General features: G+C 67.6%; 15 protein-coding genes. 4 read left to right on the top strand and 11 right to left on the bottom strand.

Going from position 1 to position 14,337, the window contains the following annotated elements; genetic code table 11:
* Positions 1–119 precede the first annotated feature (119 nt).
* The 7 genes from ACFXN1_RS39515 to aceA form a co-directional block, all read right to left on the bottom strand.
* Positions 120–311: an antitoxin gene (locus tag ACFXN1_RS39515; protein WP_379404189.1), complete on the bottom strand. Its 192-nt coding sequence runs from the start codon at positions 309–311 to the stop codon at positions 120–122.
* Positions 312–387: 76 nt separating this feature from the next.
* Complete coding sequence (locus ACFXN1_RS39510; RefSeq protein WP_379443692.1) at positions 388–768, bottom strand: VOC family protein; 381 nt, start codon at positions 766–768, stop codon at positions 388–390.
* Positions 769–876: 108 nt separating this feature from the next.
* Positions 877–1,581: a helix-turn-helix transcriptional regulator gene (locus tag ACFXN1_RS39505; RefSeq protein WP_379443691.1), complete on the bottom strand. Its 705-nt coding sequence runs from the start codon at positions 1,579–1,581 to the stop codon at positions 877–879.
* A 43-nt stretch (positions 1,582–1,624) separates the two neighbouring features.
* Positions 1,625–1,750, bottom strand: a complete 126-nt coding sequence (locus ACFXN1_RS39500; RefSeq protein WP_379404187.1) for a hypothetical protein — start codon at positions 1,748–1,750, stop codon at positions 1,625–1,627.
* Between the two features lie 174 nt (positions 1,751–1,924).
* Positions 1,925–4,240, bottom strand: a complete 2,316-nt coding sequence (gene metE / locus ACFXN1_RS39495) for a 5-methyltetrahydropteroyltriglutamate--homocysteine S-methyltransferase (protein ID WP_379443690.1) — start codon at positions 4,238–4,240, stop codon at positions 1,925–1,927.
* Positions 4,241–4,517: 277 nt separating this feature from the next.
* Complete coding sequence (locus ACFXN1_RS39490) at positions 4,518–5,405, bottom strand: 3-hydroxybutyryl-CoA dehydrogenase (protein ID WP_379404185.1); 888 nt, start codon at positions 5,403–5,405, stop codon at positions 4,518–4,520.
* Between the two features lie 402 nt (positions 5,406–5,807).
* On the bottom strand, positions 5,808–7,097 hold the full coding sequence (gene aceA / locus ACFXN1_RS39485) for an isocitrate lyase (RefSeq protein ID WP_379389181.1): 1,290 nt from the start codon (positions 7,095–7,097) through the stop codon (positions 5,808–5,810).
* 529 nt (positions 7,098–7,626) lie between these two features.
* Between aceA and ACFXN1_RS39480 the strand changes: the two genes are divergently transcribed.
* The 4 genes from ACFXN1_RS39480 to ACFXN1_RS39465 all read left to right on the top strand — a co-directional run bounded on the left by ACFXN1_RS39480 (position 7,627) and on the right by ACFXN1_RS39465 (position 10,639).
* On the top strand, positions 7,627–8,103 hold the full coding sequence (locus tag ACFXN1_RS39480) for a DUF1772 domain-containing protein (RefSeq protein WP_379443688.1): 477 nt from the start codon (positions 7,627–7,629) through the stop codon (positions 8,101–8,103).
* A gap of 141 nt (positions 8,104–8,244) precedes the next feature.
* Positions 8,245–8,835: a hypothetical protein gene (locus ACFXN1_RS39475; protein WP_379443687.1), complete on the top strand. Its 591-nt coding sequence runs from the start codon at positions 8,245–8,247 to the stop codon at positions 8,833–8,835.
* A gap of 96 nt (positions 8,836–8,931) precedes the next feature.
* Positions 8,932–9,600, top strand: a complete 669-nt coding sequence (locus ACFXN1_RS39470; RefSeq protein ID WP_379404182.1) for an NTP transferase domain-containing protein — start codon at positions 8,932–8,934, stop codon at positions 9,598–9,600.
* Positions 9,601–9,613: 13 nt separating this feature from the next.
* Positions 9,614–10,639 (top strand): XdhC family protein, encoded by a 1,026-nt coding sequence (locus tag ACFXN1_RS39465; RefSeq protein WP_379404181.1) that lies wholly within the window; start codon positions 9,614–9,616, stop codon positions 10,637–10,639.
* 39 nt (positions 10,640–10,678) lie between these two features.
* Here the strand turns inward: ACFXN1_RS39465 and ACFXN1_RS39460 are convergent, their stop codons facing one another.
* From ACFXN1_RS39460 to ACFXN1_RS39445, 4 genes are all read right to left on the bottom strand, one after another.
* Positions 10,679–11,776 carry an ABC transporter substrate-binding protein gene (locus tag ACFXN1_RS39460; RefSeq protein WP_379443686.1) on the bottom strand — a complete coding sequence of 366 codons (1,098 nt, stop codon included), beginning with the start codon at positions 11,774–11,776 and terminating at the stop codon, positions 10,679–10,681.
* A 79-nt stretch (positions 11,777–11,855) separates the two neighbouring features.
* Positions 11,856–12,650: an ABC transporter permease gene (locus ACFXN1_RS39455; RefSeq protein ID WP_379389264.1), complete on the bottom strand. Its 795-nt coding sequence runs from the start codon at positions 12,648–12,650 to the stop codon at positions 11,856–11,858.
* Between the two features lie 47 nt (positions 12,651–12,697).
* Complete coding sequence (locus ACFXN1_RS39450) at positions 12,698–13,459, bottom strand: ABC transporter permease (protein WP_379404179.1); 762 nt, start codon at positions 13,457–13,459, stop codon at positions 12,698–12,700.
* A gap of 11 nt (positions 13,460–13,470) precedes the next feature.
* Positions 13,471–14,274, bottom strand: coding sequence for an ABC transporter ATP-binding protein (locus ACFXN1_RS39445; RefSeq protein ID WP_379443685.1), 804 nt, complete (start codon positions 14,272–14,274; stop codon positions 13,471–13,473).
* Positions 14,275–14,337: the final 63 nt, after the last annotated feature.

Here is a 14,337-nt window from a genome sequence, read left to right as displayed (position 1 = left end):
GAAGAGGGGGGGATCACCCCAGACGTGCTCCACCGTTTCGTGATAAACCCCCCCACCGTGTGAGTTCGGGGGGTTTTTTCGCCCCGCCCGCCTGTTCGGCGCGAAACACCCTGTGCCGCTTAGTGTCCCGACTGCTCGCGCAGGGCCTGCTTGGCGGCCTCCTGCACCTTGTCCACCGCGCCGGCGAACTTGCCGTCGGTCTGCTGGTCCACCAGATCGCCGGCCTTGTCGATCAGCGGCTCCAGCTTGTCGGCGTGCTGACCCGCCAGCTCCGCCGCCTTACCCGCCGCATCCTTCAACTGGTCGAACATGCCCACGATCCACACTCCTGTCTCGAATCAACCTCCGTGACAGGCTATCTCCGCGGCGCGGCGGGAGCGGCGGGGCTCAGTTCGCGGGCGGCGGGCTGAAGACGCCGAAGCGGTTGCCCGAGGTGTCGAGCAGCTCGGCGAAGACCAGGCCGTTCTTGGCGGTGACGGGCTGCAGGAAGACCTTGCCGCCTTCCTGCTCGGCCGCGGCCAGTACCGCTGGCACGTCCTGGACCAGCACATAGAAGATGGCGTGGTTGCCGGAGGCATCGTCCTGATGCGCGATACCGCCCGCGGGCATCTCGTTGCCCGGATAGGTGACGATGTCGTACTTGCCGTCTTCGTCCGGGTCCGGAGCGAAGCTCCAGCCGAACAGTTCCCGGTAGAAGGCCTTCACCTGTTCGGGCTCATTGCTGCCGACCTGGAACCAGGCGACGGTGTTGAAGGGCGGAGTGGTCATCTCTGTCTCCCGAAGAGTCATGGTGGATTTCCTTGCCCCACCACGATCTCCGGGCCCGGCGACAACCCTGTGTCGGTGTTTCCGGATTATTTGTCGGTGTTCGCCGGCCTAGCCGAGCGAGATCATCCGCACCTCGTGCACCGGCTCGTCCGGCCGGCACATGTCGATGGTCCGCTCCGGCCCGGTCCACTCCGTCAGCTCGATGCCCTTCATCCGGTCGAGCCGGAAGTTGCGCGGTTCGTCGCGCAGCCGGCACCAGGCCAGCAGATACCAGCCGTTGGTCCCGTGCAGCAGCGCCACCGGCTCCACCTCGCGCTCGCTGAGCACCCCCGAGCGATCCAGATATTCGATGCGCAGCACGCGCCGCGCCACCACCGCCTGCTCCACGTCGGCCGGGATCGGCATCGGCGCGACGGTCTCCGGCGACTCCAGCAGGCGCACCCGCAACGCCAATTGCCGTGCCGCGTCGGCATTCTGCTGGGACATGGCGGCCAGGATCTTGCGCAGGGCACTGCGCCCGGCCGCCGCGAAGGGCCCATCGTCGGCGCGGGCCACGGCGACCGCCAGCGCCACCGCCTCGGCCGCGGTGAAGTTCAGCGGCGGCAGCGACATGCTCTTCTCCAGCGCGTACCCACCCCGCCGCCCCACATCGGCGTAGATGGGCACCCCCGATTGCTGTAGCGCGCTGATGTCCCGCTCGACGGTGCGCACGCTCACCCCGTGCCGCACGGCCAATTCCCGTGCGGTCCGCAGCCGCGGGGACACTGCCCGCAACTCCTCGACAATCGCGTAGAGCCGATCCGTGCGGTTCACGCCCACACCGTAGCGGCACCCACCGACAATCCCGGGTCGGCGCTCAGCGCCCCGACTTCCAGGGCGGATCCGGCGGCACCTGATCCCCCTTCTGGTCGTAGGTGTCGTTGTACTGCTTCTCGGTCTCGGGATCGTCCACCGGCTGATCGCTCTTACCCGTCGGATCCATGCCCACTGCCTTTCTCGAAAACCTGTGTCCCGCACGCTAATCGTCGGTTCATGACCGATTCGTGACGCCGGACGCACGGAACCCCGGTCCGATCGGAGGATCGGACCGGGGTTCCGGGGGTGAGCGCTACCGCCTCAGCGGCTTCACTACTGCCTCAGCGGCTTCGCTACCGCCTCAGGCGGTTTCGCCCGTAGCGGCCTCCGCGCGGCGGCGGACGCGGCGGGCCGCGGCGACCATATTGCGCAGGGACGGGTCGAGCTGCCAGTGGTGGCGGGTCTTCAGGCCGCCGTCCGGATTGGCCCACAGGCGTTCCGGGGTGACCGCTTCCGCTGCGGCGGTGAGCAATTCGTCCAGCTCGTCGATGTCCGGGATCCGGGCGGAACGGGACTCGTACACACCCGGGCCGACGCCGTGGGTGAGACCGCGGCCTTCGGCGCAGTCCTCCTTCAGCGCCTCCAGCACCCACTCGATGGAGCGGGTGGCGACGATGGCGGTGACGTCCGCGTCGAGTTCCTCGATGGCCGCCACCACGTCACCGCGGCTGGAATAGCCGATGTGCGTGTGGATCTGGGTTTCCGGAGCGACGCCGGAGGTGGCCAGCTTGAACGCGCCGACGGCCCAGCGCAGGTATTCGGCCTGGCCCTTCTTGCGCAGCGGGAGCAGCTCGCGGATGGACGGCTCGTCCACCTGGATGATGGCGATGCCCGCCTTCTCCAGATCCACCACCTCGTCGCGGATGGCCAGCGCCACCTGGTCGGCGGTCTCGTAGAGCGGCTGATCCTGGCGCACGAAGGAGCGGGCCAGCATGGTGACCGGACCGGTGACCATGCCCTTGACCGGTTTGTCGGTGAGGGACTGGGCGTACGCGGTCCACGACACCGACATGGGCTCGGGGCGCGACACGTCGCCGTACACGATCGGCGGTCGCACGCACCGGGATCCGTACACCTGCACCCAGCCGAAGTGGGTGGTGGCGAAGCCGTCCAGCAGCTCCGCGAAGTACTGGATCATGTCGTTGCGCTCGTGCTCGCCGTGCACCAGCACGTCGAGGCCGATGTCCTCCTGCAGCCGGATGGTGGACTCGATCTCGGCTTCGATGCGCTTGCGGTACTCCTCGTAGGACAGCCGGCCCTGACCGAGGTCGTGGCGCGCCTGCCGGGCCGTCTCGGTCTGCGGGAACGAGCCCAGCGTGGTGGCGGGCACCACCGGCAGCCGAAGCTTGGCCTGCTGCGCGACCTTTCGCGTCTCGTAGGGCTCGCGGACCCGCATCTGCGGGGTGACGGCGTAGACGCGCTGGCGCACCGCGTGCTTCTGCTTGAAGTGCACCGAGGTCGGCTTCCGGCGCCACTTCTCCGAGGGGCCCGCGGTGAGCGCCTTGGCCAGCGAAACCACTTCCAGCACCTTCTGTTTGGCGAAGGCGAGGCGGTCGGCGACTGGGCCCTCGAGCTCGTATTCGACGAGAACGTCGTAGGGCACGTGCAGCAGCGTGGCGCCGGTGGAGACCACCATGTCGGGGCAGACCTGGGCGAGGGCGTTGAGGTATTCCAGCGTCACGAACCGGTCGGCACGCCACACATTGGTGCCGCTGATGACACCGGCGTAGAGCCGCTTGCGCTTGATGCCCGGGATCTTGGCCAGTTCCTCCGGCACGACCCGGTAGCTGGCCAGGTCGAGACCGATGGCCTCCACCGAAGTGCGGCACAGGATTTCGATGGCCGCACCGAAATCGCCGTACTGCCCGGTGACCAGCATGCGCGGGCGCAGCGGGGCCTTGGACAGGCGCTGGTAGGTCTTCTCGAACAGTTCCATCGTGGACGGCGAACGGTCGCTGGTGAAGCACGGCTCGTCCAGCTGCACGCAGGTGGCGCCGCGCTTGGCGAGGATCTCGAACAGTTCCTCGTACACCGGCAGCAGCTTGTCCAGCAGCACCAGCTTGTCGAATTCGGTCTCGCCGGGAACATGGCCGGTCTTGGACAGCAGCAGCAGCGACAGCGGTCCGAGGATCACCGGCCGCAGCTCGATACCGGCCGCCTTGGCGCGATCGAACTCGTCCAGCAGCGCCTCGGGGTGCAGCGAGAATTCGGTGTCGGGCTCGAGTTCCGGCTGCCGGTAGTGGTACGGCGTGTTCAGCAGCTTCACCAGCTCCAGCGGCGGCAGATCCGGCCGGCCGCGAGCCATCAGGAAGTAGAAGTCCAACGGGTCCAAGCCTTCTCGGAAGGGCTCGAACCGCTGCGGGACCGCCCCGAACAGCAGCGCGTTGTCGAGAATGTGGTCGTAGAAGGAGAAGGTGTTGCCGGGGACCTGGGTCAACCCGGTGGCGGCCAACTCCAGGTACTGGCTCTCCTGGATCTCGCGCCCGACCGCGAGCAGTTCGTCACGAGAAAGCGTGCCGTGCCAATACGACTCCAAAGCACGCTTGAGTTGCCGGTGCTCTCCGATTCGCGGGTAACCCAGGATGCTCGATCCGAACCCATCGCTGACGTTGACCATGAACGGACACTCCTTCCGAGCTGCCGGTCCTGCTCGACCTGTTTGCAGCTTATGCCCGGTTGAGGTGGACGCCGCCACAAGCCCGGCGACGCGCACCTTTGGTAAGAAAGACGCTCCGCACTCTTACAGCGCCGTGGCCGAAGGCCCGGCGAGCACCACGACCCAACGCAACAACTGATTTCGCAAGGTTCGGGGTAACTCGCCGGGTACGTCCAAAATCGGTTGGGCACCCAACCGCCGGCACGGGTGCGAGACGCCGACGGCTCTCAGCCGCCCGCTAAGTACGCGGGGAGGCGGGGGAGTTGTACTGGTAGAAGCCCGCACCGGCCTTCTTGCCCAGCAGGCCCGCCTCGACCATGCGCATGAGCAGCGGCGGCGCGGAGTACAGCGGCTCCTTGAACTCCGCGTACATGGAGTCGGCGATGGACTTCACGGTGTCGAGGCCGACCAGGTCGGTGAGCGCCAGCGGGCCCATCGGGTGGGCACAGCCCAGCACCATGGCCTTGTCGACGTCTTCCTTGGTGGCGAAACCGGATTCGACCATGCGGATGGCGGAGAGCAGGTAGGGCACCAGCAGCGCGTTCACCACGAAGCCGGAGCGGTCGGCGGAGCGCACGACCTGCTTGCCCAGGATGTCGGCGGCGAACTGCTCGGCGCGCTTGGTGACGGTCTCGGTGGTCTTGAGGGTGGTGACCAGCTCGACGAGCGGCAGCACCGGCACCGGGTTGAAGAAGTGCATGCCGACCACCCGCTCCGGGTTGTTGGTCGCCACGGCGATCTTCATGATCGGAATGGAGGAGGTGTTCGAGGCCAGCACCGCGTTCGGATCGGTGACGACCTTGTCGAGTTCGGCGAAGATGGCGGTCTTCACGTCCTCGTTCTCCACGACGGCCTCGACGACCAGCTGACGGTCGGCGAAGTCGCCGAGGTCGGAGGTGAAGCGCAGCCGCCAGGCGGCCTGCTCCCGCTCGCGCTCGGTGATCTTGCCGCTGGACACCCCGCGGTCCAGCGACCGCAGAATGCGGGCCCGGCCGGCGGCGGCGAGTTCCCGGGTCTGCTCGAAGACGAGGACATCGACATGTGCCCGGGCGCAGACTTCTGCGATACCCGCGCCCATCTGTCCGGCGCCGATAATGCCGACGCGCTGAATCTTTTCGCTGCTCACGTCCCGCTCCGTTCCGCCTCCCCGCAACTTTTGCGGGCGGCTGAGTGCCGTTGCCACTTCTGCATCCGTGCCTGCGTCGAGTGCCGAACCGATTTCGGTCGTACCCGGTGAGTTACCCCTACCGGTACGAAACCAGTTGTCTCGTATCGAACGCCGCCAGTCGGCCGTCGTGGCTGTGGGTGAAGGCGTCGGACTAACTTTTTCGACCCTGCGCCTTCTTAAGGTCTTTGCAAAAAACGCTATAGGAAGATGCCCTCCCCGCCGGGGCTGTCGACGGGAAGGGCGGGTGAACACCGCCGGGAGAGGCTTGCCATCTCTCCCGGCGGGTTCGAGGTTCCCGGGGCGGCGGAGGTTGTGATGCGACTACCGCCCCGGGTACAGGTCCTCAGAACCTGTTGTGGCTCAGTGGAACTGGCCCTCTTCGGTCGAGCCCTTCAGCGCAGCGGTGCTGGTGTTGGGGTCAACGGTGGTGGCGATGGTGTCGAAGTAGCCGGCGCCGACCTCACGCTGGTGCTTGACGGCGGTGAAGCCACGCTCGGCGGCGGCCTTGAACTCGCGCTCCTGCAGGTCGACGAAGGCGGTCATGCCCTCGCGGGCGTAGCCGTAGGCCAGGTCGAACATGCCGTAGTTCAGCGAGTGGAAGCCGGCCAGGGTGATGAACTGGAACTTGAAGCCCATGGCGCCGAGCTCACGCTGGAACTTCGCGATGGTCGCGTCGTCCAGGTGCGCCTTCCAGTTGAAGGACGGCGAGCAGTTGTAGGCCAGCAGCTGGTCCGGGAACTCGCCACGGACGGCCTCGGCGAACTTGCGCGCGACCTCGAGGTCCGGCACGCCGGTCTCCATCCAGATGAGGTCGGCGTAGGGGGCGTAGGCCTTGGCACGCGCGATGCAGGGCTCGATGCCGTTCTTGGTGCCGAAGAAGCCCTCGGCGGTACGGGTGCCGTCCAGGAACTCACGGTCGCGCTCGTCCACATCGGAGGTGATGAGGGTGGCGGCCTCGGCGTCGGTGCGGGCGATGATCACCGACGGCACGTCGGCGACGTCGGCGGCCAGACGCGCGGAGGTCAGGGTGCGGATGTGCTGCTGGGTGGGGATCAGCACCTTGCCGCCCAGGTGGCCACACTTCTTCTCGGAGGCCAGCTGGTCCTCCCAGTGCACGCCGGCCGCGCCGGAGGCGATCATGGCCTTCTGCAGCTCGTAGGCGTTCAGCGCGCCACCGAAGCCGGCCTCGGCGTCGGCGACGATCGGGGCCAGCCAGTTGGCGACCGAGGTGTCACCCTCGACCTTGGCGATCTCGTCGGCGCGCAGCAGCGCGTTGTTGATGCGGCGGACCACGGCCGGAACCGAGTTGGCCGGGTACAGCGACTGGTCCGGGTAGGTGTGGCCGGACAGGTTCGCGTCACCGGCGACCTGCCAACCCGACAGGTAGATGGCCTTCAGGCCCGCGCGGACCTGCTGCACGGCCTGGTTACCGGTGAGGGCGCCCAGGGAGTTGATGTAGTCCTCGTTGTTGACGAGATCCCAGAGGATCTCGGCACCGCGGCGGGCGAGGGTGTGCTCCTCGACGACGGTGCCCTGCAGCTTCACAACCTGATCGGCGGTGTAGTTGCGGGTGACGCCCTTCCAGCGGGGGTTGGTGTCCCAATCCTGCTGAAGTTCCGCAGCGGTCTTCGGGGTGCCGACCTTCGACATCTCTGACTCCACTTCTTCGTTCGGTCTCGGTAGCCCCGCGGATCGAACCAAGCTCGGGATGGGGGAGCGAGGATGTTCGACCACTGCTGGAGGGGCAATTTGCAGACTTGCTAGGCCCGCGAGGTGTACTTCCACACGATGGCACAGGAAAAAATATGCGTCTACCTGTTGCAAGTGTGAATCCCCGCTAGCTTTCACCAGCATTTTGCTAAGCCTGCAAAATTTGCTTGCGAATAGCAGCGGTGAAATCTACTTGCCGGTAGCGCTGACGTGCGGTTTTGCATAACGCCCGTACTGTTTGCGTGACGGGGGCCACCGGCGCATGACGCGCCGATGGCCGTCCGGATGTGAGCACCTTCACAGATCATTCCGATCTTGATGGTTGTGAGGCGAGCCACCGGGGTGCCCACTTCGGACCATTCGGTCGACTGAAATCTCACGATCTAGCACCGCTAGACAAAATAGCCTCGGCTTGTTATCGTTGCTTTAGTTCCTAGCACCGCTAGATCATCGCCGAAAGAGGCCCCCGATGCTCGTCCTGACCGGCCAGTTCCTCGCCGCCCTCGCCGTCCTCGCCAATGCCGTCGTCTACGGCACCGACTGGTGCGCCGCCCTCATCATGCGATCCGTCTACCGCCGCCTCGACGACGCCTCCGTCACTGTCAGCGCCGGCTGGGGCCACTACTACGGCGACAAGCGCATGCCGATCTTCGGCGCCGGCGGCGTCGTCACCGCCGCCCTCACGCTGATCGTCGCCGCGGTCTCCGGCCACACCGGCGCGGCCGTCGCCGCCGCCGTCGCGCTGGTCGCCCTGGTCGCCTGGCTGGCCTTCTACGTGAAGGTGGCCAAGCCGGTGAACACCGCGCAGAAGGCGGCCGCCCAGTCCGGGGTCATCCCCGCCGATGCCCGTGCGCTGCAGGACAAGTGGGACAGCATCATCAACCTCCGGGTGGCCCTGCAGTTCATCGCCCTGTCCGGCCTGCTCGCCGCCCTGGCCCTCTTCTGAGCCACCCGCACACGCCTCTTCTGAGCCACCCGCACACGAAGGCCCCGCACCGAACTCGGTGCGGGGCCTCGTTGTTGCCCGGGCGACAGTCGCCGGGCGATCCGCCGACGCGCACCCCTCGGCTGCTTTCCGAGCTCGACCGTGTCCGCCGACGACTTCGCGGCCATGGCGCAGGCCGAGGACTCCGCCGCGAAACGCCTGCTGCAGCGGGTCTTCGAGGACGGCATGATCGATCAGCTCACCAGTCGCCCGGGTCATCAGCGCTATCGGATGCACAATCTGCTTCACCTCTATGCCCGGTGCCGCGCGGATGCCGAGAGCCGACCGGGCGAGCGCGGCGCGGCCCTGGGCCGGCTGTTGCGGCACTACCTGGAGACCGCGAACGGCATCGGAAAGCCGCGCCCCTTCGACACCGTGCCGCACCACGCCGGTCCGGACGCGCGCAATCCGAACATGGCCGTCATGCAGTCCAGGCTGTGGTTCGAGGAGCGGCTCGAGACCATGCCGGCGTGCGCCCGCACCGCCGAACGCACCTCGGACACCGCACGATTCGCGGATCTGCTGGCGAGCCAGCTCGCGGCGCTCGGCTACTTCGCCGAGAGCCGCAGCATGTTCGAGCTCGCAGACGGGATCAATCACGCCATCGGGGACCGCGCCGCCGAATTCGACGCCCACTTCGGGCTCGGCCACCTGCTCGAGGTCCAGCAGACCCTGACCGCCCTCGGTAGCTGAAGCGACGCGCTGCCGGTTGCCGGGGTCCGGCGGGTCAGGCAATCCCTGATGGTCGCTTGGTCAGCGAAGGTGCGCGAGCGGGACTACCCTGCTCGCGTGAGTCCCGAACGCTGCGATGGAATTCTGCTCGCGGCCGGTGCCGGTCGGCGATATGGCATGCCGAAAGTGCTGGCCGAGGACGGTCGTTGGCTGCGCGGGGCGGTGGCGGCGCTGCGGGACGGCGGGTGCGCGCGAATCTTCGTGGTACTGGGGGCAACCGGGCCCGCGCACCGCGCGCCGGGTGGCGAGTGGCAGGTATCGCAAACCTCGGGCATCGCCCTGCCGGAGGGAGTTCACCCGGTCTGGGCAGCGGACTGGGACCTCGGCCTGAGCGCCTCCACCCGCGCGGGTCTGGCTGCGGCTGCGGCACCGGGCCTCAGCAGCACCGGGCGTGCCACGGCGGCACCGACGAATCACAGCACAGCGCCCGCGGAATTGGTCGCGATCATGCCGGTGGATACGCCGGACGTCGGGCCCGCGGTGGTCGAGCGGGTGATCGCGGCGGCGCGGGCGAGCGAGAGCCGGTTGGCGCGGGCGTTCTTCGGGACCACGCCCGGGCATCCGGTGGTGCTGGGGCGGGCGCACTGGGCGGGGGTGTGCGCGAGCGCGGAGGGAAATTCGGGGGCGGGCACTTATTTACGACAACGAGCGGATATGGTGTGCGTCACGTGCGATGACCTCGCAACGGGGATCGATCGGGATTATCCGGCGGACACCGCACTGTGATCGGGAGCATGTGATGCGGGAAATCGTCGACGACCTTCTTCGAATTTGGCACAGCGGGCGCACCGGGGGGCTGGCCACTCTGGTTCGGACACAAGGCGCTACACCCGTGCCGATCGGGTCGGCCATGGTGGTGGACGCCGACGGGCGGGCCTTCGGATCGATCTCGGCGGGCTGCGCCGAGGCCGCCGCCTACGAGGCCGCCATCGACTCGGCGCACACCGGACGGCGCGGGCTGCAGCGATTCGGACCGGGCAGCGGGCTCGACGCGCAGATGGACTGCGTCGGCACCCTGGACGTGTTCACCGAACCCTTCTCGCGCAGGCACTTTCCCGAATTCCCGGATGTGGCCGCCGATATGGCGGCCCAGCGGCAGGTCACCGTTTTCACCGTGGTCTGGCATTCGGACCCGGATGTGATCGGCCAGCACCTCATCACCGACCGCAAGCACGGCACCGAGCTGGTCTCGCTCCCCGACTCCGATGTCTTCGTGTCCTCGTTCGCCCGCCCGCCGCACCTGATCCTGGTGGGGGCCAACGCTTTCGCGAGCGCGCTGGCCACCCAGGCCCGGCTGCTCGGCTACCGGATCACCATCGTGGACGCGCGCCCCACCTTCGCCAATCCGACCGCCTACCCGGGCTGCGAGGTGGTGGTCGACTGGCCGCACCGCTACCTCAACACCCTCGCCTCGGCCGGTGAGATCGGCGCCGACACCGCCATGGTGGTGCTCTCGCACGACCCGAAGTTCGAAATCCCTTTGCTCACCGTGGCTTTGCGACTACCCGAGCTGGGGTACCTGGCCGCCCTGGGCACCCCGGCATCGCACGGACATCGGCTGGAGGCCCTGCAGGCGGGCGGCTTCACCGACGAGACCCTGTCCCGCCTGCACTCTCCCGCCGGTCTCGACGTGGGCGCCCGCACCCCCGCCGAGACCGCCGTGTCGATCACCGCCGAACTGCTGGCGGTCCGCAACGGCACCTCCGGCGAACCGCTGTCCGCCTCCTCCGGCGGGGGCCGCCGGCACGTGCAGCTGGTGCGCTGACTCGGCACTGATGCGCTGACTCGACCCTGATGCGCTGAGCTACTTCAATTCGGGGTGCTCGGCGAAGACCTCTTTGAGCACCGAGAGGTCGAACAGCTTGTCCGCCTTGATATCGATCTTGGCCTTGGCCAGCGCCGCGATGTTCTGTTCGATCAATGCGTCGGTCATGGTGAACAGCCCGTTGGCCTTGGAGTCGGCCGATTCGACCAGCCCGTTCTGCGCCTGCGCCTCCATGGTCTGCTCACGCAGCTCCAGGCGCTGATCCTTGCCGTACACCTCGACGGCCAGCCGCGCCGCCTCGCCCGGGTTGGCGACGGCGTCCTTCCAGCCCTTGATCTCCGCCGTCAGGAACGCCTTGAGCTTGTCGCGCTCCTTGTCGATGGTCTGCTGGCTCACCGTCAGCGTCTCCGCGACCAGCGGCAGCCCGAAGTCGGCGAACAGGAAGTTGAAGTTCTGGAACCCCTTGGTGGCCAAGGTGATCGGCTCATTCGTCGCATAGCTGACCCAGCCGTCCACCTCACCGTTGGCCAGCGGCGTCGGATCGTATTGCGCGGGCACGATGGTGACGTCGGAGGGCGACATGCCATTGGCGGTCAGCAGGGCGTTGAAGATGAGCTGATTGGTGTCCTGCACACCGATCTTGCGCCCCTTCATGGCCTGCGGATCGAGGATCGGGGTCTTGCCGGAGCTCACGATGCAGAAGGGATTCTTCTGATACGTGGTGCCGACGATCTTGGCGGACAGGCCCTCCAGAATCGCGGGCGCGGTGGTCTGCGGCGCGGACATGCCGATCCAGATCTTGCCGGTGCCCAGCCCCGCCTCCACCGAGGTGCTGGCCGCGCCGCCCGCGATCAGATTCACCGACCCGAATCCGGCGTCCTTGTAATAGCCCTTGGAATCGGCGAAGTACTCACCGGCGAATTCGATGTTCTTCAACCAGGACAGCTGCACGGCCACCGTCCCGTACTTGGAACCGTCGGCGACCGAGCCATTGCCGGAGCCCGAGGAATCCTTACCGCACGCGGCCAGCAATCCGGCCCCGCCCACCGCCGCACCGGTCAATCCGGCGTAGCGGAGGAAGGATCGCCGACCCATGGACAACTGCGAGGCCGAATCCGGCCGGAGCACACCACTCATGCCGCGAATGTAAGCCGTTTCGATTTCCGATTTTTTGCTTTTCCGCAGGTATTTGTGTGCGCCGCGTTAACTCGTGTGCTCATTCCCGGCTCCGTTCCGGCGAGAACCGCGCCAGCACCAGGTTTTCCAGCACGCCCACCACCGCGTAGGCGAATACCGACACCAGCGTGACCAGCGCGATCGACGCCCAGAGCCGGTTGTACTGGAAGGTGGGGATGGCGCGGATCAGCCCCGCGCCCAAACCGGTTCCGCTGCCCAGCCATTCGCCGAGCAGCGCACCGATCAGCGCGCCGGGCACCGAGACCCGGGCGGCTGCGAACACCGCGGGCAGTGCGGCCGGGACCGCCACCATGCGCATGGCCGTCCAGTTCGAACCCCCGTAGGCCAGTACCAGTTCCGTGGCCTGCCGGGGCGCGGACCGCAAGCCGGTCATGATCATCACCAGGGCCGGGAAGAACACCACGATGGCGGCCATCACGGTGACGCCGAGCAGCCCGCGCCCGAACACCAGCACGATGATGGGGGTGATGGCCACCAGCGGGACCGATCGCAGCAGCATCGCCACCGGCATGAACGCCTGCGCCACCGCGGGAACGCCGATGAACAGCGCCGCCACCACCAGCGCAGCGCCCATGCCCGCGCCGAAGCCGATCACCGCGTCCCGCAGGGTGATTCGCATTTCGTCGAAGATCACCTGACGGGCGCCCGCCGAGGTCGGTCCGGTCACCAGGTACTTCCACACGTCCCCGGGGCTCTTGCCGACCAGCCCGACCTGCGGATACAGCTTCAGGAAGCCGTACCACAGCGCCACCAGCAGAATCAGCGAAACCAGTAGTGGCAGCAGGAATCTCCCGATCGGCCGCAGCAGGTTCAGCAGCTGCGCGGCTCGGCCCGCCGCCGGGTTCACGACCTTGTCGGTCATCATGCCTCCGCTCGCGTCCACGGCACCGCCACCCGCGCCACCAGCGCCACGATCGCGTAGCCGAGCCCGGCCAGCGCGGCCGCGGCCAGCGCCATGCCCCAGGTGCGCGGCACGTTGTAGGCGGTCTGCGCGGCTGTCAGGGCCACCCCGATGCCGCTGTCCACGCCGCCCAGGTACTCGCCGATGATCGCGCCCAGTACCGCGGAGGGTGCGGCAATCTTCAAGGCGGCCAAGGTATTCGGCAGGGCCGCGATCAGCTGCACCCGGGTCAGGCGCTGCCAGCGGCCGCCGCCGTAGGCGCGCACCAGATCCAGGCTGGTGCGATCCGCGGACCGCAATCCGGATACGGTGCCGACCATGGTGGTGAAGAAGCAGTACATGGCCGCCAGGAACACCGTCGGCGTGCGCCCGCCGAACACCACCAGGATGATCGGCCCCAGCGCCAGCAGCGGCGTGCAGTAGCTCAGGATGGCCAGCTGGGTGACCAGCATTTCGATCGGCGGAATCAGCACCACCAGCACCGCCAACGCGATGGCCAGCGCATTGCCCCACAGAAACCCTTGCAGCGCACCCCAGGCCGTGATCCTGAAGTTGGGTCCGTACAGCGCCCAGCCGTCGGTGTACATGGTGTGCAGCACGGTCCACGGGCTCGGGACGGTGCCGCCCGCGACGCGCAGTTCGGCGAGCAGGGTCCACACCGCCAGCAGCGCGAGCATGCCCGCCAGACCGCCCAGCCTGGTTATCCGCAGACTCTCTCTCATTGCGCCCCAGTTCATTCCGACGCCACCCCGCCCCGGCCGGTGCGCCCGAACAGCAGCTCCGACAGATAGTCGTGCAGCTTGTGGAATTCGGGCGTGCGCATCATCTCCGGTGTGCGGGGCCGCGGCAGGTCGATGTTCACGACCTCCACCACCCGCCCGGGCCGCGGGCTCATGACCGCCACCACGTCGGAGAGGAAGACCGCCTCGGCGATGCCGTGCGTGACCATCAGTGTGGTGGCGGGCTTCTCGGTCCAGATGCGCAGCAGTTCCAGGTTCAGCCGCTGCCGGGTCATATCGTCGAGCGCGCCGAAGGGTTCGTCCAGCAGCAGCACCGTCGGCCGGACCACCAGCGCGCGGGCGATCGAAACCCGTTGCCGCATACCGCCGGACAGCTGCGCGGGCTTGGCCTTCTCGAAGCCCTCCAGGCCGACCAGCCGGATCAGATCCGCGACCAGCTCCCGGTCCGCGGGCAGCCCCGCCACCTGCAGCGGCAGCTTGATATTGGATTCCACACTGCGCCAGGGCAACAGCGCCGAATCCTGGAACGCGATCCCGAACTCGTGCCGCCTGCGCAGCTCGGCCGGGGTCTCACCATTGATCTTCGCGGTCCCCGCCGACGGCGACTCCAGATCCGCGAGAATCCGCAGGATGGTGGACTTCCCGCACCCGGAGGGCCCCAGCAGCGACAGGAACGCGCCCTGCGCGGTATGCAGATCCACCGCGTCCAGGGCCGGTACCACCCGCCGCCCGGAGCGGAAGGTCTTGCTCAGCCCGCTGATGTGAATGCCCGTCCCCGCGGCGGCTTCCGAACTCATAGCGCCAACGGTAAGTGCCGGGAATTGCACGCAGATTGCAAATGAACGGACGAGATGACCTAT

The organism is Nocardia sp. NPDC059154 (assembly GCF_042755705.1).
Classification (GTDB): Bacteria; Actinomycetota; Actinomycetes; order Mycobacteriales; family Mycobacteriaceae; genus Nocardia.
The sequence above is the reverse complement of the archived record's forward strand: the minus strand, read 5'-3'. Positions and strand labels throughout refer to the sequence as shown.

Excerpts from the sequence above, each read along its gene's own strand:
- ACFXN1_RS39515 (WP_379404189.1), bottom strand. The coding sequence starts at position 311 with ATGTTCGACCAGTTGAAGGATGCGGCGGGTAAGGCGGCGGAGCTGGCG.
- ACFXN1_RS39510 (WP_379443692.1), bottom strand. The coding sequence starts at position 768 with ATGACCACTCCGCCCTTCAACACCGTCGCCTGGTTCCAGGTCGGCAGC.
- ACFXN1_RS39500 (WP_379404187.1), bottom strand. The coding sequence starts at position 1,750 with ATGGATCCGACGGGTAAGAGCGATCAGCCGGTGGACGATCCCGAGACC.
- metE (WP_379443690.1), bottom strand. The coding sequence starts at position 4,240 with ATGGTCAACGTCAGCGATGGGTTCGGATCGAGCATCCTGGGTTACCCG.
- aceA (WP_379389181.1), bottom strand. The coding sequence starts at position 7,097 with ATGTCGAAGGTCGGCACCCCGAAGACCGCTGCGGAACTTCAGCAGGAT.
- ACFXN1_RS39480 (WP_379443688.1), top strand. The coding sequence starts at position 7,627 with ATGCTCGTCCTGACCGGCCAGTTCCTCGCCGCCCTCGCCGTCCTCGCC.
- ACFXN1_RS39465 (WP_379404181.1), top strand. The coding sequence starts at position 9,614 with ATGCGGGAAATCGTCGACGACCTTCTTCGAATTTGGCACAGCGGGCGC.
- ACFXN1_RS39460 (WP_379443686.1), bottom strand. The coding sequence starts at position 11,776 with ATGAGTGGTGTGCTCCGGCCGGATTCGGCCTCGCAGTTGTCCATGGGT.
- ACFXN1_RS39450 (WP_379404179.1), bottom strand. The coding sequence starts at position 13,459 with ATGAGAGAGAGTCTGCGGATAACCAGGCTGGGCGGTCTGGCGGGCATG.
- ACFXN1_RS39445 (WP_379443685.1), bottom strand. The coding sequence starts at position 14,274 with ATGAGTTCGGAAGCCGCCGCGGGGACGGGCATTCACATCAGCGGGCTG.